This window comes from Paraburkholderia elongata (assembly GCF_013177735.1).
GTDB lineage: Bacteria > Pseudomonadota > Gammaproteobacteria > Burkholderiales > Burkholderiaceae > Paraburkholderia > Paraburkholderia elongata.
On sequence record NZ_WOEZ01000036.1, the window covers coordinates 52,862 to 74,267 of the forward strand.

Consider the following 21,406-nt stretch of genomic DNA (forward strand, 5'->3'; position numbering starts at 1 on the left):
TGCCTGCCTAGACTTGTGCGCGACGCGTTACCCACGCGGGCACCGCTCGAATCGCGGATGCGACACTTGCGACGGCGGCCTATCCCAACCCTGATTGAAGGAAAGCGGCTCACCCGCCGCTTTCCCATTCACTGACTCACGCAGCCAGCACTTCGACGATCTTCCGCTGGAAGGCTTTCCCTTCGCTGTCGAACAAATGGCAGTGCTCAGGGGTGGCGCCAACCCTTTGCGTGTCGCCCTTGCTGTGGCGTTCGAGCGGCGGAATCCGCGCGATCAAACCATCCGGCGCGACACTCGATTCCGCGTACAGATACGCCGCATCGCCGAGCGATTCAACCGCCATGGTTTGTGCCGACACGCCGTCGTCGGCCATTCCGAAGTGCAGATGCTCCGGACGAATACCGACGGTGACCTTGTCGCCCTGCTTCACCGCACCCGGCTCCACCGCGACACGCTGCGTCTCGCCGGTTTCGTAGCGGACGGTGACGCCGTCGTGCGTCACCGACTGCACGACCCCTTCCATGAAATTCATCTTCGGCGAACCGATAAAGCCGGCGACGAAGCGATTGGCCGGCGCGTGATACAGCATGGTCGGGCTGCCGACCTGCTCCACATTGCCCGCCGACAGCACGACGATCTTGTCGGCCAGCGTCATGGCTTCGACCTGATCGTGCGTCACGTAGATCATCGTGGTCTTCAGTTCGTCGTGCAAACGCGCGAATTCGAGGCGCATCTTCACGCGCAGCGCGGCGTCGAGATTCGACAACGGTTCGTCGAACAGGAACACTTTCGGCTTGCGCGTAATCGCGCGGCCGATTGCAACACGCTGGCGCTGACCGCCCGAAAGCTGCTTCGGCTTGCGATCGAGCAGATGGTCGATGTGCAGAATCTTCGCCGCATTGCGCACGGCGGCGTCGATCTCCGGCTTCTTGGTGCCGGCGAGTTTCAGGCCGAACGCCATGTTGTCGTACAGCGTCATGTGCGGATACAGCGCGTACGACTGGAACACCATCGCGATGCCGCGCTTGGCGGGCGGCACGTCGTTCACGCGCGTGCCGTCGATGGTCAAATCGCCGCCGCTGATGTCTTCGAGGCCGGCGATCATCCGCATCAGCGTCGATTTACCGCAACCGCTCGGGCCCACGAACACGACGAATTCGCCGTCCAGAATGTCGAGGTTGATGTCGCGCATCACTTCGTTGTCGTCGTAAGCTTTTCTGATGTTGCGCAGAGTTACGCTTGCCATGATGTGTCTCCGTGTATTGCTCTTGCTGCGTTAATTCGTTTATCCAGGTGCTTCGCCAACGCGACCACGCTTACGGCGCCGCTGCCGTCGCGCTCAGCGCCCATTGCGCGACCAGTTCCGGCAACTGCAGCATGTCGTCGAATACGTGGCGCGCACCCGCTGCATGCAATGCGTCGATCTGCGCGTCACTCGCATGACCGCCGCCGATAAAGCCGAGCACCGTCATGCCTGCCGCGGTCGCCGCCGTCACGCCCGTCACGCTGTCTTCCACCACGAGGCAGGCGGACGGCGCGAGGCCGAGACCAAGCGCTGCAGCGAGATAGACATCGGGTGCGGGCTTCGGATTCGGCACCGCATCGGCGCAAAAGAGCCGATTGCCGAAGAACCTCACGAGGCCCGTGCGCACCAGCACGTTCTCCACATACGGCCGGAAACTGTTGCTCGCGCATCCTTTGGTGAGTGGCACCTGCGCGAGCGCGGCCTCGATTCCAACGACAACCGGCGCCTCCATCGCCGCCGCTTCCACCGCTCGGCGGATCGCCTCGATATCGTCGGCGCCGAGGATCTTGCCAAGTTGCGCCGCCGTGCCTTGAAGTACCTTTTCAATGCGCAAGCCAAGCAGCGGCAGCACCACGGGTTCGACATCGGCATCAGGCCAGCGCGCTTCGAGTTCGTGCACCAGCATGCGCGCCGCCACGGCTTCGCTGTCGATCAGCACACCGTCGCAATCGCAGATCAGCGCAAACTGACCTCCATTCGGACCTCCATTCGCGCCTGCCGTCATTTGACCGCCCCGAACGTAAGGCCACGCACCAGTTGCTTCTGCGACAGCCAGCCGACGATCAGGATCGGTGCGACCGCGAGCAGCGACGCAGCGGAGAGCTTCGCCCAGAACAAGCCTTCAGGACTCGAATACGACGCGATGAACACGGTCAGCGGTGCGGCGTGCGAACTCGACAGGTTGATGCTCCAGAACGCTTCGTTCCACGACAGGATCACCAGCAGGAGCGCGGTGGATGCGAGCCCCGGCAGCGACATCGGCATCAGCAGATAGACGATTTCCTGCCACGTCGCCGCACCGTCGATCCGCCCTGCTTCGAGAATATCGCGCGGAATTTCGGCGAAGTACGTGAACGACATCCACACCGCGATCGGCAGATTGATCAGCGTGTAGACGATCACCAGACCGGACACCGTATCGAGCAGCCCGCTGTTCTTCCACAGCAGATAGATCGGCACCAGCACGCCGACCGACGGCATCATCTTGGTCGACAGCATCCACAGCAGCACTTTTTGCGTGCGGCGAGTCGGAAAGAAGGCCATCGCGTACGCGGCCGGCACGGCGAGAATCAGGCATAGCACCGTGACGCCCGCCGAGATCAGGATTGAATTCCACGCGAACGAAAAGTAGTTGCTGCGCGCGAACACCTCGCGGAAGCTGTCGAGCGTCGGGATGAAAAACAGCGACGACGAATACGCCTGCTGCTCCGTCTTGAACGCGGTGATCGTCATCCAGAAGATCGGGAAGAACAGCAGCAGCGCGACCAGCCAGGCAATCACGCCGGGAATGCCGCGGCGAATCGCGTCGAACGGCGACTTGGCCGGCACGCTCATGGACGTCGTGGTGGACGCCGGTGTAGAGGCAACGTGGCTCATTTTTCGTACTCCCCTTTCAGGTTCTTCGCGAGCATCCGCACAAGGAAGAACGACACGATGTTAGCCAGCACGACAGCCAGAATGCCGCCTGCCGAAGCGAGACCGACGTCGAACTGTTGCAGGCCGAGCGAATAGATCAGGTAGGACAGATTGGTGGTCGCGGTGCCCGGACCGCCGCCCGTGGTCGTATAGATTTCGGCGAAGATAGACAGCAGGAAAATCGTCTCCATCATCACCACCACAGCGATCGCTCGTCTCAGGTGAGGCAGCGTGATGTAGAAGAACATCGAGAACGGACCCGCCCCGTCGATGCGCGCCGCTTCCTTCTGCTCCTGATCGAGCGACTGGATCGCGGTGAAAAGAATCAGGAACGCGAACGGCAGCCACTGCCACGCGACGATCATGATCACCGCCGTCAGCGGATAGTCGGCGAACCAGTCGATCGGCTGCATGCCGATCGCGCGCATGCCCTGCGCGATCAGGCCATACACCGGATGCAGGATCATGTTCTTCCAGATCAGCGCGCTGACGGTCGGCATCACGAAGAACGGCGCGATCGCCAGCAGCCGCGCGACACCCTGACCGTAGAACTTGCGGTCGAACAGGATCGCCATCAGCACGCCGCCGACCACCGTGATCACCAGCACCGAGATGATCAGTTCGAGCGTGTGCCCGATCGACGGTCCGAACGACGGATCGGTGGCGAGATATTTGTAGTTGTCGAATCCGGCGAAGCCCTTGAGATCCGGATTCAGCAGGTTGTAGCGCGAGAACGAAAACCAGATCGTCATCGCCAGCGGAATGGCCATCCACAATACGAGTACCGCGACCGAGGGCGATACCAGCCAGCGGGCGGAATTGGCTTTGCGGACTTCGCGTTCTTTTTCTGTCTGGGGCTGGGCATGCATGAGAGGTAGGCGCAGAGGACGCATGATTGACCACCTGTTCGGTAATGCGCGGACTGTCCGGCAAAGACACCGCCTTAGCCGCATCACTCACCGCGACGCCTGCGATGTCGCGGCGCATATGCGGCAAATGAGTGGCGAGGACGGCCCGCTGTGCTGCGTGGGCCGGCTGACGGGCGTCAGCCGGCGCGTTTCACGTTACGTTGCAGTGTGCTTGCAGGTCAGGCCGGCTTATTTCTGATAACCGGCCTGTTGCACGGCGCGGTTCGCCGTTGCCTGCCCGGCTGCCAGCGCCTGATCGATCGTCATCTGACCGGCAACTGCGCCGGAGATGCTCTGACCGACCACCGTGCCGAACGACTGGAACTCAGGGATGCCGACGAACTGCACACCGGTGTACGGCACCGGCTTGAGCGTCGGGTGATCCGGATCCGCCGTTTCGATTGCCTTCAGCACGAAGTCGCCGAACGGTGCAGCCTGCTTGTATTCAGGGCGCGCGTACGTCGAATGACGCGTTCCCGGCGGCACCGAAGCCCAGCCCTCATCTTTCGCGACCAGCTCGATGTACTGCTTCGACGTGGCCCACGCGATGAACTTCTTCGCCGCGTCAGGCTGCTTAGACGACTTCGGAATAGCCAGCGCCCATGCCCACAGCCAATGCGAACCCTTCGGCGTGACCGCCGTCGGCGCCGCCGCAAAACCTACCTTGTCGGCGATCTGCGACTGCTGCTTGTTGTAGAGCATGCCGGCGGCCACCGTAGCGTCGATCCACATTCCGCACTTGCCCGAGGACATCAGCGTGAGGTTTTCGTTGAAGCCGTTCGAGCTCGCTCCCGGAGGGCCGTCTTTCTTCAATAGATCGACGTAGAACGTGATGGCCTTCTTCCATTCCGGCGAGGTCAGTTGCGCGTTCCACTTGTCGTCGAACCAGCGGCCGCCGAAGGTGTTCACCACCGTCGTCGCGTACGCCATGTTTTCGCCCCAGCCAGCTTTGCCGCGCAGGCAGATGCCGTACATGCCGTTGGCTTTGTCCGTGAGCTTGTCGGCGAATTGTGCGATCTGGTCGTAGGTCGGTTGATCGGGCATCTTCAGGCCCTTGGCCGCGAACAGATCCTTGCGGTAATACGTCATCGAGCTTTCGACGTAGAAGGGCAGCGCGTACAACTGGCCGCCGCTCGAGAGGCCGTCGCGGGCCGTCTTCACGACGTCGTTCAGATCGTAATCAGCGGGCAGGCCGGTGAGCGGCGTGAGCCAGCCGCGCTTGCCCCATTGCGGCGTTTCGTACGCGCCGATCGTCATCACGTCGAACTGGCCGCTGCCGGTCGTGATGTCGGTGGTGGCGCGCTGACGCAGCACGTTTTCTTCGAGAATCACCCAGTTGAGCTTGATATCCGGATTCGCCTGCTCGAAAGCGGGCGAGAGCTTCTTCAGCTCGATCATGTCCGGATTGTTCAACGTGGCGATGGTCACCGTGGCCGCCTGAGCGCTCAACGCAAAGCATGCAAGAGCGCCGGCACTTAGCGCCTTCAGCGCGGATTGGGTAGCTGGTTTCATGTGTTGTCTCCTTTCTCGTACGTTATGTAGTGCTGCGTTTGTTCTACGAAAATGACGAAGGGTGAAGCGGGTTGGTAGCGGGTTGATAAAGCGGGTTCGGCTCATCCACGCTGTGATCCGCTCAGCTCATCCAGTTCCCGCCGTCGACGTTCAGGGTTTGCGCGGTGATGTAATCGGCATCCGCCGACGCGAGAAACAGGGCAGCGCCGGTCAGATCGTCCGGCACACCCATCCGGCCGAGCGGCACCGCTTCACCGACCAGGCGCTTCTTCTCGCCGAGCGGCCGGTTTTCATAGCGGGCGAAGAGCGCGTCGACCTCGTTCCACATCGGGGTATCGACGACGCCCGGCGCGATGCCGTTCACGTTGATCTTGTGCGGCGCGAGGGCAAGCGCTGCGGATTGCGTATAGCTGAGTACGGCGGCTTTGGTTGCGCAGTAGTGCGACACCAGCGCCTCGCCGCGCCGCCCGGCTTGCGACGACATATTGATGATCTTGCCGCCGCGGCCCTGCTCGACCATTTTCCGGGCGACGGTTTGCATCAGGAAGAACATGCCCTTCACGTTGACCGCGAAGAGGCGGTCGAACACGTCCCAGGATTCATCGAGGATCGGGCGCATATCGAAGAGCGCCGCGTTGTTGAACAGGATATCGACCTGGCCGAAGCGCCCCAGCGTGCTCGCGAGAATGCGTTCGATGTCTTCGCGGCGCGTCACGTCGGCGCTAACCGTCAGCACGCGGTCGCCGTATGCGGCGACGAGCGCGTCGCCGAAACTGTCCGCCGGCTTAACGTCGACCAGCACGCAACGCGCGCCTTCGTCCAGATAGCGCCGGGCCACGGCTTCACCGATTCCGCTTGCCGCACCCGTCAGAATGGCCACCTTGTCTTGCAATCGTGCCGCCACTGCTTGTCTCCGGTTCGTTTCGCTTCTTGAGGCGCGGTGAGCGAACGCTCGTTGCGCGAACAATTGCTCTGTTTGTGATCGAATGATCGGATACGGACCGGGCCATGTCAAGGCGCTCGACCAGATTTCGATGGTGCAGCGCGGCAGGACCGCCCCGCACCCTCTCCCTGCCCCGATCGGCACTAATACGAGAAATCGAAGACGGCCGTTCTGCTTTCTGCTCAAGCCTCTGACAAAAATTCGAGATACGTTATATCATTTCGAACTCGCTCGACTCTGAGCCGTCGGTATAGGCACAGCCCCGCGCGACGCGGCTCGGCGGCGCGCGCGCCTGAGCGACTGCAAGAACACCGAGGCGCGCCGCGCCTAAGGTTTGTGTTTCATTCAACTCTCACGCAGCAGGAAACAACCATGCAGAAATTCGGCTCGATGTTGAACGGGGCGCGTCAGGCGCTGAAGCTGTCGAAGACCGTGGCCATGGGCGCGGCGGCCGCTGCTGCTGTCACGCTCAGCCATGGCGCGCTTGCCGCGGATGCGAAAATCCCGGTGGTGGCAGCGGAAAATTTTTACGGTGACGTCGTGCAGCAGTTGGGCGGCGACCGCGTCGACGTAACCAGCATCCTCAGCAATCCGGATCAGGATCCGCATCTGTTCGAAGCCAGCCCGAAGACGGCGCGCGCCTTGCAGCATGCGAGCCTTGTGGTCTACAACGGCGCCGACTACGATCCGTGGATGGCGAAACTGCTGGCCGCCTCGAAGAGCGCGAAGCGCACCACGATCGTCGCCGCGGATCTCGTCGGCAAGAAGGGCGGCGATAATCCGCACCTCTGGTACGACCCGGCGACCATGCCGAAAGTGGCGCGCGCGGTGAGCGAGGCGCTCGTCGCAGCTGACCCGGCGCACAAGTCGGCGTACGATGCGAACCTCGCGAAGTTTCTCGATTCGCTGAAACCGATCGACGCCAAAGTCGCCGATCTGCATGGCCGCTACGCCGGTGTGCCGGTGACGGCGACCGAGCCAGTGTTCGGCTATATGTCGGACGCGGTCGGCCTCTCGATGCGCAATCTGCGCTTCCAGATGGCGACGATGAACGACACTGAGGCAAGCGCGGCCGATATCGCCGCATTCGAACGCGATCTGCGCGAAAAGCACGTGCGCGTTCTGATCTATAACAGCCAGGCAACCGAGGCCCTGACCAAACGCATGTTGAAGCTCGCGCAGCAATCGAAGGTGCCGACCATGAGCGTCACCGAAACCGAACCGGCCGGCAAGACCTATCAGACGTGGATGCTGACGCAGCTCGACGCGCTGGGCACGGCATTGGCCGCGGGAGATGCGAGCGCAGCGAATGCGGCGGCAACTACCGCCAAAGGAAAAACTCAATGAACGAGACTGGCCGCAGCACGCCAGCTAATGCATCAACGAGCGCGTCAAGCAGCGGGCGCGCCAATTCTCCCGTGCTCGAACTCGAGCACGTGACGCTCGAACTCGGCGGCCGCACGATTCTGCGCGACACCGGCTTCGTGGTGAACCAGGGCGAATTCATCGGCGTGCTCGGGCCGAACGGCGCGGGCAAAACCACGCTGATGCGCGCCGTGCTCGGCCTTGTGCCGGCCGCGAGCGGAGCAATCCGCGTGCTGGGGCAGCCGGTCGAGCGCGGCAATGCGTCGATCGGCTATATGCCGCAGACGCGCAGTGCGCTGGCTGGGCGCCGCGTGCGCGGCCGCGATTTCGTCGCCATGGCTGCCGATGGACACCGCTGGGGCCTGCCCCATGCGGACAGCAAGACCCGCGCGGATGTCGAGCGGGTGCTGGATCTGGTGGGCGGCCGCCAGCTCGCCGAGCGGCCGTTGTCGGAACTGTCGGGTGGCGAGCGTCAGCGTCTGCTGCTCGCGCAGTGCCTGCTCGGCAACCCCAAGCTGCTGCTGCTCGACGAACCGCTGATCAGTCTCGATCCGCATCATCAAAAAAGCGTGGTTGAACTGGTGCGGCGCGTGCAGCAGGAACTCGGCATTGCCGTGCTGTTTTCGGCGCATGAACTGAATCCGCTTCTGCACGCGCTCGATCGCGTGCTGTATCTCGGCAGCGGCGTCGCCGCGCTCGGCACCGTCGATGAAGTCATTACGAGGCCGGTGCTGTCGCGCCTCTATGGCTCGCCGATCGACGTGATGCGCGTGAACGGCCGCATCTTCGTGATGTCGGGCGACGTCGAAGTCGAAAAACACGATCACGAGCACGAACACGACGAAAACGGCGGCCATAACCACTCGCATTCGCACGACCACGGCCACTCACACCAGCACGACTCACGCGACGGACACACGCACGATGTTTGAATACGATTTCATGGTGAACGCGTTCGCAGCGTCGGGGATCGTCGCGGTGCTGGCAGGGATAGTCGGATACTTTCTGGTGATGCGCGGACAGACCTTCGCGGGCCACGCGCTCTCGCACGTCGGCTTCACCGGCGCGACCGGCGCGGTGCTAATCGGCATCTCGCCGATCTGGGGGATGATCGGCTTCACCCTCGCCGCAGGGGTCGGCATGGGCGCGCTCGGCGAGCGGCTCGCCGGACGCGATGTCGCGATCGGCGTGATCCTGTCGCTGTCGCTCGGCTTCGGCTTGCTGTTCCTGCACTTCTTCACCGCGTACGCGACGCAAGTCACCGCGCTGCTGTTCGGCAACGTACTCGGCGTAAATGCGTCGACGCTCGGTGTGCTGGCAGCGTTGGGCGTCGTCAGTTTGCTGGCGCTCGCGGCGATCATGCGGCCGTTGCTGTTTGCTTCGTTGCAACCGGAATTGGCCGAGGCCAAGGGCGTGTCGTTGCGCAAGGTGTCGGTGCTGTTTCTGTCGATTGCAGCGCTGGCAGTGGCTGCGTGCACGCAGATTGTCGGCGTGCTGCTGGTGTTCACGTTGATGGTCGGGCCGGCTGCCGCTGCGCAGAACATGACGACGCGGCTCTCAACCGGTCTTGTGCTCGCCGCCGTGTTTGCGCTGGTGCAGGCGTGGCTGGGTTTGACGCTGGCGTTCTATACCGATTGGCCGACGAGCTTCTGGATCACCGTGCTGTCGGCGGTGGTGTATGGCGGAAGTTTGTTGAGGCGGCGTTGAAGCTGCGCTTCAACCGAACAACACCTTCGCGTGATGCGCGAGATGATCCTCGATGAAAGTCGAGATGAAGTAATACCCGTGGTCGTAGCCTGCATGACGACGCAACGTCAGCGGCTGTCCCGCGGCCTTGCAGGCAGCTTCGAACACATCCGGGTTCAGCTGCTCGGCAAGGAACTGATCCGCCAGCCCCTGATCGACCAGAATCCCTTGCGCGAACTTGCGCGATGCGTGGGCGACCAGTTCGCTCGAGTCATACTGCTTCCACCCTTCACGGTCCTCGCCCAGATACCCGCTGAACGCCTTCACGCCCCACGGGCACTGTGAAGGCGCGGCGATCGGCGCGAACGCCGACACCGACCGATAGATCTCCGGGTTGCGCAGCGCCAGCATCAACGCGCCATGACCACCCATCGAATGCCCGAAGATGCCTAGGCGCGCACCGTCCACCGGTAGATTCGCGAGCACCGTTTCGCGCAGTTCATCGCGCACATACGAGTACATCCGATAGTGCTTCGCCCACGGCTGCTGCGTCGCGTTGACGTAAAAGCCCGCCCCCACGCCGAAGTCCCACGCCGCGCTTTCGCCCGGCACGCCCGCACCACGCGGACTGGTGTCCGGCGCGATCAGCGCGATGCCGTGCTGTGCCGCGAAGCGCTGCGCGCCCGCCTTGACCGGAAAGGTTTCTTCCGTGCTGGTCAGACCCGCGAGATAGAACAGCGCGGGCACATTCGCGTTGGCCTGTAAGGCCTGCGGCGGCAGATACACCGAGAAGCGCATCGGCAGACCGACGGTCTGCGAGTCGTGCCGGTAGATCCGCTGCTCGCCGCCATAGCAGGCATGCGACGACAAGAGTTCAAGCATCGACATGCTCCTTCTGTTTCGCGAAACCGTGCCGCGTTAGTACAGCACGACCGAGCGGATCGACTCGCCCTTCTTCATCAGGTCGAAGCCTTCGTTGATGCGCTCGAGCGGCAGACGGTGCGTGATCAGATCGTCGATATTGATCTTGCCTTCCATGTACCAGTCGACGATTTTCGGCACGTCCGTGCGGCCGCGTGCGCCGCCAAACGCCGAGCCCTTCCACTCGCGGCCCGTCACCAGCTGGAACGGACGCGTGCTGATCTCTTCGCCCGCCGCCGCCACGCCGATGATGAACGACTGGCCCCAACCCTTGTGCGTGCACTCCAGCGCCTGACGCATCACCTTGGTGTTGCCGATACATTCGAACGAATAGTCCGCGCCGCCATCGGTGAGTTGCACGATGTGATCGACCACATTCTCGACTTCGTTGGGGTTGATGAAGTGGGTCATGCCGAACTTCTTCGCCAGTTCAATGCGGCCCGGGTTGATATCGACACCGATGATCTTGTCCGCACCGACCATTTTGGCGCCCTGAATCACGTTCAAGCCGATGCCGCCGAGACCGAACACCACGACGTTCGCGCCCGCCTCGACCTTCGCCGAATACACGACCGCGCCGACACCGGTTGTCACGCCGCAGCCGATGTAGCAGATCTTGTCGAACGGAGCATCTTCACGCACCTTCGCCACCGCGATTTCCGGCACGACGATGTAGTTCGAGAACGTGGACGTGCCCATGTAGTGAAACAGCGGCTTGCCATCAAGCGAGAAGCGCGAGGTTGCGTCGGGCATCAGGCCACGGCCTTGCGTCGAACGGATTGCCTGGCAAAGATTGGTCTTGCGCGACAGACAGAATTTGCACTGACGGCATTCCGGCGTGTAGAGGGGAATGACGTGGTCGCCCTTCTTCAGCGTGCCCACGCCCGGGCCCACATCGACGATCACACCCGCACCTTCGTGGCCGAGAATCGCCGGGAAGATGCCTTCCGGATCGGCGCCGGACAGCGTGTAGTAGTCGGTGTGGCAGATCCCCGTCGCCTTCAATTCGATCAGGACTTCACCGGCGCGCGGGCCTTCCAGATCCACTTCTTCGATCGTCAACGGGGCGTCGGCTTTCCATGCAATTGCTGCTTTGGTCTTCATCGTGAATGCTCCTGTGAGTCTGTGAATGCCTGGCGCGTCGCGGCGGGATGTCGCGCGGCGTGCCGGTGTCGCGGTTCGGCTGCTGCAAGTTCGCCTGCCGCAGTTAATTCGTGTGCCAGGCTCTGGCCGGACGAGGTTGTTCTCGTCCGGCATCATGTGCTGGCCTATAACTTAGCGCGCGAAAGTCGTAATGGTATTGCAAAGTACGTCGCGGCATTGTCTATAGCGGACATCGCCTCAGTTACCGAAGCGGGGTTTCGCCGAACCATGATTCGACCCGGCCATACAGGTCGAGAAAACGCGCATAACGTTCGGCGAGCGCCGCATCGCCTTGTGGCGAAGCGACACGCGTCGCGCCCGGTGCAAGCGCGGCGAGATCCCTCGCGTGCCAATGCCCGCTCGCCAATCCGCCGAGGATGGCAGCGCCACGCGGCGCCGCGTTCGGACAATCGACCGCATACAACTCGACGTTCAGCGCATCGGCGAGCAACTGCCGCCAGCGCGCATCCACGGAACCGCCGCCGGCGAGCTTCAATGTGTTCACGGTCGCGCCGCTCGCGCGAATCGCGTCGAGCCCGGCGCGCAACGAGAACGCGACGCCTTCGAATGCGGCGCGCATCATCGTGCCGCGCGTGTGGTCGAGCGCGAGGCCAAGCCAGCCGCCACGCGCCGCCGGGTTGAGCCACGGGGTGCGTTCGCCGGTGAGGTACGGCAGAAAAGTCAGGCCCGCTGCGGCACTTGGGGTAGCGCCTGTCGCATCGCCAAGGGCACCACCTGATACGTTGCCTGAGGCACTGCCGGATGCATTGCCGAACGTAACGCTCGACGCACCGGCAGACGCATCACCGAACGCTTCACGATAGGCATCGGCCCATTCATACGACAGCCAGCCCCGCACGCGTTCGAGCGCGACGCCGACGTTTTGCATCGCCGCCATCCGATACCAGTGATCGCTCGCCGCGCGATAGCGATGCAGGCCTTTCGCCGCTTGCGGTGCGTGTTCCGTGAGCACGACGATTTGTCCACCGGTGCCGGTGGTGAGCAACGCGTCGCCGTCGCTCGCGAGACCACTGCCGAGCGCGGCACAGGGCGTATCGGCAGCACCAATCGCGAGCACAATGCCGGCGCGCAGACCCAGCTCCTGCGCCGCTTTCTGCGACAAAATGCCACCTGCCGCATAGGAAGGCGCAAGCGGCGCAAACCATTCATGCGGCAATTCGAGCCGATCGAGCAGCGCCAGATCCCATACGCCGGCCGGATCGGCAAGCGCCGTCGCGCAGGCATCGGAGGGATCGGTTGCCACCGCGCCACCCAGCGCCACGCGCAGCCAGTCTTTCGGTTGCAGCGCCCAACGTGCTTTGCGCGCGGACTGCGGTTCGTGCTGCACGATCCAGCGCAGCAACGGGCCGGCCATGCCGGGCGCTACGGGATTCGGTTGCGGCTCGGGCCACTCATCGAGCAAGGCGAGAGCCCGCGTGTCGGGCCAGAGCATCGCGGGCCGCACGGCTTCGCCGTCGGCATCCACCAGAACCACGCCGTGCATCTGCCCGGAAAAGCCGATCGCCTCTACGTCTCGCCGCGCGTCAGCAGGTAATCGCGCCGCAGCCCCGCAGAGCGCACGCCACCAGGTCTGCACCGACATTTCCGCCCAACCCGCGTGCGGCGTTTCGAGCGCATAAGCGACGCTCGCTGCCGCCTGCTCGCGGCCGTTTTCGTCGACGATAACGACTTTGAGGGAGCCTGTGCCGAGATCGATGCCAAGAAAAGTCATGAGCGATAGAACATCTAATGAGGCATGGGAAAACGCACACGGAAGGTGCGGATAGCGCTGTATTTTCCATCATCGGAGACAGGCTTTCGAGGCGTGTCGGCAACCGCGCAGCGGCCTAAGTGAAAACCCTCAATTCGCGGGTTAACCCCGTCAAACGGGACGCCAGGCGAAAACAGCACTATGCGCACAGCCAGATACACCTCATTGTTTTTAACACATATCACCTGAAGCGACGCCGCGCACGCACACGCCTCGCCGCTGCATGGGGCTTACAGCCGATTTGTGCGGTGCGCGCATTTCTTTTGGCTTTCAAACGGGCCTCGTGCATATCGTCACCGGGAATGCCGGAATAGGCCCCAGTGGTCTTGTTGCACTTTATCGTTCCGCATACCTTGGAGCCATCCCAAAACGAGATGGTGGAGAGAGACAAAATGCAATCGAACACGGTTCACCCGTGCGACGAGCGACTGCCCGCGGGCCAGTTGCTGACGCTCGGCATTCAGCACGTTTTGGTGATGTACGCAGGCGCAGTTGCGGTGCCGCTCATCATTGGCGCCGCGTTGAAACTGCCGAAAGACCAGATCGCGTTCCTGATCAGCGCAGATCTGTTTTCCTGTGGCATCGCTACGCTGATTCAGACGCTCGGTCTGTGGATCTTCGGCATTCGTCTGCCGGTCATCATGGGCTGCACATTTGCGGCCGTCGGTCCGATGGTCGCGATCGGCACGAATCCATCGCTCGGTATTCTCGATATCTTCGGCTCGACGATCGCGGCCGGCGTCATCGGCATCCTTCTCGCGCCGGCGGTCGGCAAGCTGCTGCGCTTTTTCCCGCCGGTGGTGATCGGCGTGGTGATCTCGGTGATCGGTCTGTCGCTGATGGAAGTGGGCATCAACTGGGCGGCCGGCGGCGTGGGCAACCCTGATTACGGCAATCCGATCTACCTCGGCCTGTCGCTGCTCGTGCTGATGCTGATTCTGCTCATCAACAAGTTCGCCAAGGGCTTCCTCGCCAATATTTCGGTGCTGCTCGGCATCGTCGCGGGTTTCGTGATCGCGCTGGCGCTCGGCCGCGTCAACATGGACGGCGTCACGCACGCACCGTGGGTCGGCATCGTGATGCCGTTCCACTTCGGCCTGCCGCATTTCGATCCGCTCGCGATCGCGACAATGGTCACCGTGATGTTCGTCACCTTCATCGAATCGACCGGCATGTTCCTCGCGGTCGGCGACATGGTCGATCGTCCGGTCGATCAGAAGACGCTGGTGCGCGGTCTGCGCGTCGACGGTCTGGGCACGCTGATCGGTGGCATCTTCAACTCGTTTCCGCATACCTCGTTCTCGCAGAACGTCGGCCTGATCGGCGTGACGGGCGTGAAGAGCCGCTTTGTCTGCGCGATGGGCGGCGTGATCCTGGTGCTGCTGGGCCTGTTCCCGAAGATGGCGCAAGTGGTTGCTTCGGTGCCGGCCTTCGTACTGGGCGGTGCGGGCATCGTGATGTTCGGCATGGTCGCGGCGAACGGCATCAAGGTGCTGGCCAAGGTCGACTTCGTGAAGAACCACCACAACCTGTTCATCGTCGCAGTCAGTATCGGCATGGGTCTGGTGCCGGTGGTGTCGCCGCAATTTTTCTCGAAGCTGCCGCCGGCGCTGTCGCCGCTGTTGCATAGCGGGATCTTGCTGGCGTCGGTGTCGGCGGTGGTGCTGAACCTGATCTTCAACGGTGTGAAGAGCGAGAAGAAGGCGCAGTGCGAAATTCGCAAGGCCGGACATGATTTCGACGGACGCGGCGGCAATGAACCGAAGGGCGGCGACGAGATACTGCGTGCCGCGGATGCGCACTGAGCATCCGACTGGAACCGGCGCCGCGCGACAGAGATCGCGCTGAGCGCGAGCGCTGAGTTGAGTTGGGTTGATCTGAGTTGGATTGATCTGAGTTGGGTTGATCTGAGTTGGGTTGATCTGAGTTGGGTTGATCTGAGTTGGGTTGATCTGAGTTGGGTTGATCCGAGCTGGATTGATCTGAGCATCAACAAAAACGCCACGGCATGCCGTGGCGTTTTTTATTACCCGCTGCGCAGGACGGCTTTCCTGATAAAACCCAAAACCGCCCCAAGCGCCTGCTACTACGAGACTACAAGAGACTCAACCCGCGGTCGCTGCCGAAGCCGCCACCGGCGCACTCGCCGCACCGTAATCGACCGGCGCATCGGCCGGACGCGGCTGCTCGCCGGCCCGTTCGATCCAGCCGCCGCCGAGTGCCTGATACAGCGTGACCAGGTTCTGCAGACGCTGCATGCGCGCGGTCACCAGCAACTGCTGCGATACATACAGATCGTTCTGTGCAGTCAGCACCGACAGATAACTGTCCACGCCATTTGTATAACGCAGATTCGACAGATCCAGCCGGCGCTGTTCCGCAAAGGTATTGCGCACCAGCGCATCTATCTGCTGATCGTACGTGCCGCGTGCCGCCAGTCCGTCCGCCACTTCGCGGAAGGCCGTCTGGATCGCCTTTTCATACGTGGCGATCTGGATGTTCTTCTGCACGGTGGCGAGATCGAGGTTGGCCTTGTTCGCGCCGCCCTCGAAGATCGGCAATGTGATCGACGGCGCGAAGCTCCACGCCGCCGAACCCGGCTTGAAGAGACCACCGAGCGTTGGGCTCAGCGTGCCGAAACTGCCGGTCAGCGAGACCTTCGGGAAGAACGCTGCGCGCGCCGCGCCGATGTTCGCGTTGGCCGCAAGCAGGTTCTCTTCAGCCTCCATGATGTCCGGACGACGCGTCAGCAGATCGGACGGCAACCCCGCCGGAATATCCGTGAGGAGATTCTGATTGTCCAACGACATGCCCGGCGGCAGATCGCCCGGCAACGGCTCGCCGAGCAGCAGCACGAGCGCGTTATCCGCCTGAGCCCGCAGACGCGCCTGCGACTGCAGGTTGGCCTGCGCCTGGTCGACCACTGTTTCCGCCTGCCGCAGATCCAGTTCCGAACCCGTGCCGTTGTCAAACTGCAGCTTGGTGATCCGGTACGACTCCTGGGCGGTCTTCAGCGTGTTCTGCGTGACCTTCAGCAGATCGTCTACCTCGAGCACCGTCATGTACTGATTGGCCACCTGCGAGACCAACGCGATTTCCGCGGCCTTGCGCGCCTGAGCGGTAGCCAGGTACTGAGCCAACGCCTGATCCTTCAGGCTTTGAATCCGCCCGAAGAAGTCGATTTCCCAGGAGGCGTTCAGACCCACCGAGTACGTGTTGGTGATCGTCAGACCGTTGGCCGATAGGTCCTTAGGCGTGCGCTGTTTGCTTTGCGAGGCCGCAGCGTTCAGCGTCGGGAACAGCGCCGCGCGGACGATTTGATACTGCGCCTGCGATGCCTGGATATTCAGCACCGACACGCGCAGATCGCGGTTGTTCTTCAGCGCGATTTCGATCAGCCGCTGCAAACGCGCGTCGACGAAGAAATCACGCCAGCCGATATCGGCTGCCGCCTGGCCATTCGCGGTCCGCGCGGCACCCGCCGCGGCCGGCTGCGTGTCGTACACGCCGCCGGTCGGGAAGGTGCTCGTCACGGGTTCGGCCGGGCGATGGTACTTCGGCGCCATCGTGCAACCCGCGGCGAACAGCGCAACCGCCACTGCAATCAAAGAGTGTTTTTGCATCTCAATGTCCGTCCTTGCCCGAGCCATTACCGTCCGACGCGCCACCTTGCGGATCGTGCGGATGGTGCTGGTTGTAGTGTTCGAGCGCTGCATCCGGGTCTTCCTTCTCACCGCCGAATTTCGCGCGGACCACGACGAAGAACATCGGGATCATGAAAATCGCGAGGAAGGTCGCCGTCAACATCCCGCCGATCACGCCCGTACCGATTGCGTGCTGGCTGGCCGAGCCCGCGCCGTTACTGATCGCGAGCGGCATCACGCCGAGAATGAACGCGAGCGAAGTCATCAGAATCGGACGCAACCGCAGACGCGCTGCTTCGAGCGCGGCCTCGATCGGCCCCATTCCTCCACTCTGCTGCAACTCGCGGGCGAATTCCACGATCAGAATCGCGTTCTTCGCCGACAGCCCCACCGTGGTCAACAGCCCCACCTGGAAGAACACGTCATTCTCGAGCCCGCGCAGCGTAGCGGCCAGCAGTGCGCCCAGCACGCCGAGCGGCACCACCATGATCACGGAGAACGGGATCGACCAGCTTTCGTACAGCGCCGCGAGACACAGGAACACGACGAGGATCGAGATGCCGTACAGGATCGGCGCCTGCGAACCGGACTGGCGTTCCTGCAACGACAGGCCCGTCCATTCGTAGCCGATACCCGCCGGCAGTTTCGCCGCGATCGATTCCATGGCCCCCATCGCCTGACCGGTACTCTTGCCTGGCGCTGCTGCACCCTGGATTTCGACAGCGGAAATCCCGTTGTAGCGTTCGAGTTTCGGCGAACCGTAGGTCCAGTTGCCCGACGCGAACGAATTGAGCGGTGTCATGCCGCCCGCCGTGTTACGCACGTACCAGTAGTTCAGATCTTCTGGATTCATCCGGAACGGCGCGTCGCCCTGCACGTACACTTTCTTGATCCGGCCGTCGATATCGAGGAAGTTGTTCACATAGACCGAGGCCCACGCGATCGAGAACGTCTGGTCGATCGCCGACAACGACACGCCCAGCGCCGCCGCCTTTTCATGATCGATTTTGATCTTGAACTGCGGCGTATCGTTCAGGCCGTTCGGACGCACCTGGGCAAGCGTCGGATCCTTCGCGGCCATGCCAAGCAGCATGTTGCGCGCTTCCATCAGCTTCGCGTGGCCCAGACCGCTGCGATCCTGCAACTCGAAGTCGAAACCCGATGCCGTACCCAGTTCCGGAATGGACGGTGGATTCACCGGATACACCAGCGCATCCTTGTACGACGAGAAGTGCATGAACATCCGGCCGATCAAAGCCTGCACCTTCTGGTTCGCGTGCTGGCGCTCGGCGTAGCCCTTCAGCTTCACGAAGACGAGACCGGCATTCTGGCCGCGGCCCGCGAAGCTGAAACCGTTCACCGTAAACGCCGATTCGACGATGTCCTTTTCCTGGTCCAGCACGTAGTCCGACACGTCCTTGAGGGCACGCGCCGTACGCTCCTGGGTCGAGCCGGCCGGCGTTTGCACCAGCACGAACATGATCCCCTGGTCTTCATCCGGCAGGAACGACTTCGGCAACTTCACGAACAGCAGGCCGACCGCGAAGATCACCACCATGTAGATGATGAGCCAGCGACCTGAGCGCTTGATCACGTGGTGCACGCCGCTGTGATACTTGTCGCGGCTGGATTCGAAGGTCCGGTTGAACCAGCCGAAGAAGCCCTTCTTCACTTCGTGATGGCCCTTCGGGATCGGCTTGAGAATCGTCGCGCACAACGCCGGCGTGAGAATCAAGGCGACCAGCACCGACAACACCATCGCCGCCACGATCGTCAGCGAGAACTGCCGATAGATCGCGCCTACCGAGCCGCTCGAGAACGCGACCGGCACGAACACCGCCGACAGCACGAGCGCCACGCCGACCAGTGCGCCGGTGATCTGTTCCATCGCCTTGCGGGTGGCGTCGCGTGGCGACAATCCCTCCTCGGCCATCACCCGCTCGACGTTTTCCACCACCACGATCGCATCGTCCACCAGCAGACCGATCGCGAGCACCAGCCCGAACATCGACAGCACGTTGATCGAGAAGCCCACCGCGCTCATGATCGCGAACGTACCCAGCAGCACCACCGGCACCGCGATCGTCGGAATCAACGTCGCGCGGAGGTTCTGCAGGAACAGGTACATCACGAGGAACACGAGCACGATACCTTCGAGCAGCGTCTTCACCACGTCTTCGATCGACAGTCGCACGAACGGCGTCGTGTCATACGGGTACTTCACGACCAGACCAGGCGGGAAGTATTTCGACAACTGGTCGATCTTCGTCTTCACGTTCTTCGCGGTCTGCAGCGCGTTGGCGCCCGTCGCGAGCTGAATGCCCAGACCGGCGGTCGGCTTGCCGTTGTAGTGCGTGTCGAAGTTGTAGTTTTCACCGCCCAGCTCGACGCGCCCGACGTCCTTGATGCGCACCTGCGAGCCGTCTGTGTTCACCTTCAGCAGCACGTTGCCGAACTGCTCAGGCGTATTCAGCAGCGTCGCCTCGGTAATCGTTGCCTGCAGCATCTGGCCGGGCACCGAAGGCGTGCCGCCGAGCGAACCGCCTGCCACCTGAACGTTCTGCGCCTGCAAGGCCGTCTGCACATCCACCGGCGTAAGGCCGAAGTTGGTCAACTTGTGGGCGTCGAGCCAGATCCGCATCGCGTACTGCGTGCCGAACAGCGTCACGGTACCCACACCGTCCAGACGGCTGATCGGGTCCTTGACGTTCGACGCGACGTAGTTCGCGAGGTCGATCTTGTTCATGCTGCCGTCTTCGGAATTGAACGCCAGCACGAGCAGGAAGCTGCTGCTCGACTTGGTGACGTTGATCCCTTGCTGCTGCACGATGGTCGGCAGAAGCGGCGTCGCCAGTTGCAGCTTGTTCTGCACCTGCACTTGGGCGATGTCCGGGTTCGTGCCGGCCGCAAACGTCAACGTAATGGTCGCCGTGCCGGAATCGTCGGAGGTGGACGACAGGTACAGCAAGTGGTCGAGGCCGCTCATCTGCTGCTCGATCACCTGCGTGACAGTGTCTTCCACTGTCTTCGCCGACGCGCCCGGATACACGGCGCTGATCTGCACCGCCGGCGGCGCGATCGTCGGGTATTGCGCGATCGGCAGAGTAAAGACCGACGCGATACCCGCGAGCATCAGGATGATGGCGATCACCCATGCAAAAATCGGGCGATCAATAAAGAACTTTGCCATGAAGCAGGCTCCCTGTTATTTCGCGGCCGATGCAGCAGAGGCAGCCTGCGCCATCTGTGCACCACTGGCCGCCGGCGCTTCCTGAGCAGCTGCGTCGGAGGCTGGCGATGGCGCGGGGACCGTCTTGACCGTCATGCCCGGACGTACTTTGTCAGTGCCGAGCACGATCACGCGGTCACCCGGGTTCAAGCCGCTCTCAACCACCCAGTTCGAACCGTAGGTCGACGAAGTGACGAGCTGGCGCACCCCGACCTTGTTTTGCGCGTCGACAACGAGCGCGGTCGGCTGGCCCTTCGGATCGTGCGTAATGCCCGATTGCGGCACGACGATTGCCTTGTCATTGACGCCTTCGTCGATGCGCGCACGCACGAACATGCCCGGCAGCAGCACGTGGTCCTTGTTCTCGAAGATTGCGCGGATCGTGACCGAACCGGTGCCCTGATCGACCGTCACGTCGGTGAACTGCAGCTTGCCCTGTTCAGAATAGGTACGGCCGTCTTCGAGGATCAGCGTGACCTTCGCCGCGTCCGGCCCGTTCGTCTTCAGACGCCCTTCCTGCACCTGGCGGCGCAGCTTGAGCCCGTCGAGGCTCGATTGGGTCAGGTCCACATAGACCGGATCGAGTTGCTGGACCGTCGACATCAGCGTCGCCGCGCTCGCCTGCACATACGCGCCCGGCGTGACCTGGGAAATGCCGACCTGACCGGTCACCGGCGAAGTCACGTCCGTATAGCCGAGATTGATCTGCGCCGTATCGACCGCTGCCTTGCCTGAAGCCACGTCTGCCGCGGCCTGCCCTTCTGCTGCGACAGCGTTGTCGTAATCCTGCTTGCTCACTGCGTTAGCCGCGACCAGCACCTTGTAGCGGTTTGCCTGCGCAGTGGTCGTGGCGAGATTCGCCTGAGCCTTGGCAAGCGACGCCTTGGCGCTGTTCAGCGCCGCGATATAAGGCGCCGGATCGATCTTGTACAAACGCTGGCCGGCCTTGACCTGGCTGCCTTCAGTGAATTCGCGGCGCAGCACGATGCCGTCAACCCGCGCACGCACCTGCGCCACCAGGAACGCATTGGTACGGCCCGGCAATTCGGTGGTGACCGGCACAGTCGTCGGCTGGACCGTGACGATGGCAACCTCGGGGGTTTGTTGCGGCGGGGCAGATTGTTTTGGTCCGCATGCTGCCAGCAATACGGCAGCCGTCGCGGCACTGATTAAGCGGAATGGAACCCGTTCGACGCGCATGGAGCGACCTCTGTCAAAGACTGAGAATGAAAAAGTGCGCGCATCCCTACCCCGGGGACGACAGCGCACACATGCGTCTTGCGACGCCTGACCGGAAGCCCATGAATGCCAACCGCACCTGCAGGGGCATCCTGAGCGAAATG

The 21,406-nt window shown here is 62.6% G+C and carries 16 protein-coding genes; 4 read left to right on the forward strand and 12 right to left on the reverse strand.

Annotated elements, in window-relative coordinates:
* Positions 1-136: 136 nt before the first annotated feature.
* The 6 genes from GNZ13_RS06695 to GNZ13_RS06720 form a co-directional block, all read right to left on the reverse strand.
* Positions 137-1,246, reverse strand: coding sequence for an ABC transporter ATP-binding protein (locus tag GNZ13_RS06695; RefSeq protein ID WP_172161634.1), 1,110 nt, complete (start codon positions 1,244-1,246; stop codon positions 137-139).
* A gap of 70 nt (positions 1,247-1,316) precedes the next feature.
* Entirely contained in the window at positions 1,317-2,030 is a 714-nt protein-coding gene (locus tag GNZ13_RS06700; RefSeq protein WP_172161636.1) for an HAD family hydrolase, read from the reverse strand.
* Entirely contained in the window at positions 2,027-2,860 is an 834-nt protein-coding gene (locus GNZ13_RS06705; RefSeq protein WP_172161794.1) for a carbohydrate ABC transporter permease, read from the reverse strand. Before GNZ13_RS06705 ends, GNZ13_RS06700 begins: the two co-directional genes overlap by 4 nt.
* A 38-nt stretch (positions 2,861-2,898) precedes the next feature.
* Positions 2,899-3,834 carry a carbohydrate ABC transporter permease gene (locus tag GNZ13_RS06710; RefSeq protein ID WP_172161638.1) on the reverse strand — a complete coding sequence of 312 codons (936 nt, stop codon included), beginning with the start codon at positions 3,832-3,834 and terminating at the stop codon, positions 2,899-2,901.
* 204 nt (positions 3,835-4,038) lie between these two features.
* Positions 4,039-5,361, reverse strand: coding sequence for an ABC transporter substrate-binding protein (locus GNZ13_RS06715; protein ID WP_172161640.1), 1,323 nt, complete (start codon positions 5,359-5,361; stop codon positions 4,039-4,041).
* A 121-nt stretch (positions 5,362-5,482) separates the two neighbouring features.
* Complete coding sequence (locus GNZ13_RS06720; protein ID WP_172161642.1) at positions 5,483-6,265, reverse strand: L-iditol 2-dehydrogenase; 783 nt, start codon at positions 6,263-6,265, stop codon at positions 5,483-5,485.
* 411 nt (positions 6,266-6,676) lie between these two features.
* Here GNZ13_RS06720 and GNZ13_RS06725 point away from each other — a divergent pair, with 411 nt between their 5' ends.
* Genes GNZ13_RS06725 through GNZ13_RS06735 form a run of 3 tightly spaced genes read left to right on the forward strand, consistent with a single transcriptional unit; the run spans position 6,677 to position 9,376 of the window.
* Positions 6,677-7,651, forward strand: coding sequence for a metal ABC transporter solute-binding protein (locus tag GNZ13_RS06725; RefSeq protein WP_172161644.1), 975 nt, complete (start codon positions 6,677-6,679; stop codon positions 7,649-7,651).
* A complete protein-coding gene (locus GNZ13_RS06730) occupies positions 7,648-8,601 on the forward strand; it encodes an ABC transporter ATP-binding protein (RefSeq protein ID WP_172161646.1) in 954 nt (317 codons plus the stop codon). The genes GNZ13_RS06725 and GNZ13_RS06730 overlap by 4 nt, the downstream gene beginning before the upstream one ends.
* Positions 8,594-9,376 carry a metal ABC transporter permease gene (locus tag GNZ13_RS06735; RefSeq protein WP_172161648.1) on the forward strand — a complete coding sequence of 261 codons (783 nt, stop codon included), beginning with the start codon at positions 8,594-8,596 and terminating at the stop codon, positions 9,374-9,376. The genes GNZ13_RS06730 and GNZ13_RS06735 overlap by 8 nt, the downstream gene beginning before the upstream one ends.
* Before the next feature lie 9 nt (positions 9,377-9,385).
* On the opposite strand, the gene fghA is transcribed toward GNZ13_RS06735, so the two are convergent.
* The 3 genes from fghA to GNZ13_RS06750 form a co-directional block, all read right to left on the reverse strand.
* Positions 9,386-10,237: an S-formylglutathione hydrolase gene (gene fghA, locus GNZ13_RS06740; protein WP_172161650.1), complete on the reverse strand. Its 852-nt coding sequence runs from the start codon at positions 10,235-10,237 to the stop codon at positions 9,386-9,388.
* Between the two features lie 36 nt (positions 10,238-10,273).
* Entirely contained in the window at positions 10,274-11,380 is a 1,107-nt protein-coding gene (locus GNZ13_RS06745; protein WP_172161652.1) for an S-(hydroxymethyl)glutathione dehydrogenase/class III alcohol dehydrogenase, read from the reverse strand.
* 241 nt (positions 11,381-11,621) lie between these two features.
* On the reverse strand, positions 11,622-13,151 hold the full coding sequence (locus GNZ13_RS06750) for a xylulokinase (RefSeq protein WP_172161654.1): 1,530 nt from the start codon (positions 13,149-13,151) through the stop codon (positions 11,622-11,624).
* Positions 13,152-13,582: 431 nt separating this feature from the next.
* Between GNZ13_RS06750 and GNZ13_RS06755 the strand changes: the two genes are divergently transcribed.
* Positions 13,583-14,995 (forward strand): nucleobase:cation symporter-2 family protein, encoded by a 1,413-nt coding sequence (locus tag GNZ13_RS06755; RefSeq protein WP_172161656.1) that lies wholly within the window; start codon positions 13,583-13,585, stop codon positions 14,993-14,995.
* A gap of 300 nt (positions 14,996-15,295) precedes the next feature.
* Here GNZ13_RS06755 and GNZ13_RS06760 read toward each other — a convergent pair whose 3' ends face one another.
* The 3 genes from GNZ13_RS06760 to GNZ13_RS06770 are packed head-to-tail and all read right to left on the reverse strand — an operon-like array spanning position 15,296 to position 21,263.
* Positions 15,296-16,813: an efflux transporter outer membrane subunit gene (locus GNZ13_RS06760; protein ID WP_172161658.1), complete on the reverse strand. Its 1,518-nt coding sequence runs from the start codon at positions 16,811-16,813 to the stop codon at positions 15,296-15,298.
* 1 nt (position 16,814) lies between these two features.
* Positions 16,815-20,024 carry an efflux RND transporter permease subunit gene (locus GNZ13_RS06765; protein WP_172161660.1) on the reverse strand — a complete coding sequence of 1,070 codons (3,210 nt, stop codon included), beginning with the start codon at positions 20,022-20,024 and terminating at the stop codon, positions 16,815-16,817.
* A gap of 15 nt (positions 20,025-20,039) precedes the next feature.
* Entirely contained in the window at positions 20,040-21,263 is a 1,224-nt protein-coding gene (locus GNZ13_RS06770) for an efflux RND transporter periplasmic adaptor subunit (RefSeq protein WP_172161662.1), read from the reverse strand.
* Positions 21,264-21,406 lie beyond the last annotated feature (143 nt).